General features: G+C 36.4%; 2 protein-coding genes. Both read right to left on the minus strand.

The annotated features are described in order from the left end of the window. Window positions 1-423: 423 nt before the first annotated feature. On the minus strand, window positions 424-984 hold the full coding sequence (locus ACMHXE_RS07800) for a hypothetical protein (RefSeq protein ID WP_101057793.1): 561 nt from the start codon (window positions 982-984) through the stop codon (window positions 424-426). Window positions 985-986: 2 nt separating this feature from the next. Further along, window positions 987-1,297 (minus strand): AHH domain-containing protein (locus tag ACMHXE_RS07805; protein WP_413731898.1); only part of this gene is annotated, 311 nt, incomplete at its 5' end.

Genomic DNA, 1,297 nt, shown 5'->3' on the forward strand with positions numbered 1-1,297 from the left:
TTTTCTCGACCATACGGCCATTGGCATCGTAGCGGAAAACATTGTCTCCCTGACGCACTACCCGCCCGGCTTGCTAAAAGATATGGCTGTCCTGTCTTTTTTATTTCCATCTCCCAAAAAACCATTTTTACCATATACTTTAACTAAATAGTTAATCTCTTTAATTACGTTTTCAATCATCTTTCACACTTCCCACTTAAATTAATTATGACCTGAAAAACAATTAGTCGACCACTTGTTGAGTTTTGTGTATTTCCTCTGTGACCCTGCAAGCTATCAAGTCGGTCACCGCATATACAGCACTCTAAATCTAGAAGACGCGGGTCGTTAACATGGACAATACCTCGTGAGCCGTTTCTGTATTACAAATAATTTAATCAACACACCGACGCGCCACCTCAAAAATAGTATTTCTTTAAAAAATCACCTATTAAAAAAGCTCTTCGGATGACCATACTCAATTTTTTCAAATCTAATTTTTAAGTTATTTTTTTTACACCGTTCAACAAAATCATCACTGACAACAAAATTCGAGTAGTACTTCTCATCTCTAGCAATAAAAAAACTCTCCAAAGGCTCTCTATAAGCAACAACAGAAAGCATACGGTCACCATTTGTCAGAATTTTATACTTAGATTTTTCTTCATCTACAAATTTAGCTTTTGCATTTACCAATCCAATACTAAATTTACAAACCCCATCCACACCCACATTTAAAAAAGACAGGCAATCTAACTCCCTCAACACATCAACAGCTCTCTTTGAAAAGATTGGGAATGGTACAACACAACTAAGGAAATCAGAGCAATCTATCAAATTGTTAAAATTGTCAACTTGGGAACTACCATTAATATTCAAAAAGTTTTCAGTTTCCGAACGATCATCACCTAAAAAAACATCCCACAATTTAGAATTCAACTCAGCTCCAAAATCAACAACTATATTCTCGCTCGCCGCCTGCGGCTTAATTTTGTAAATATTCATAACTAACCCTTCGGACATTTATTTTTCAATGCATAACGCGTCTCGTGTTGAAAGTCGAGCAACTCCTTATTTACTCGCTCTTTATCCCATCCTTCTACCCTAGCACTTTCCTCTAATCGATCTAGGCGCTCTTTGATATAAGCATTATATTCCGCATGAGGTTTTCCATCTAACTGAAAATGATGATGTGTCATCTTCGTCGGATGAATTCCATCAGCAACAGGTAAATACACCATATTCGTAGCGCCATTAATATTAAGATCTGACCTATTAAAGAAAGGATGAGCTCGATGTTCATAAGAAACAATATGAT

It is taken from the genome of Shewanella sp. BJSY2023SW007 (assembly GCF_047314525.1).
In the GTDB taxonomy this organism is placed as follows: domain Bacteria; phylum Pseudomonadota; class Gammaproteobacteria; order Enterobacterales; family Shewanellaceae; genus Shewanella; species Shewanella chilikensis.

Excerpts from the sequence above, each read along its gene's own strand:
- ACMHXE_RS07800 (WP_101057793.1), bottom strand. The coding sequence starts at position 984 with ATGAATATTTACAAAATTAAGCCGCAGGCGGCGAGCGAGAATATAGTT.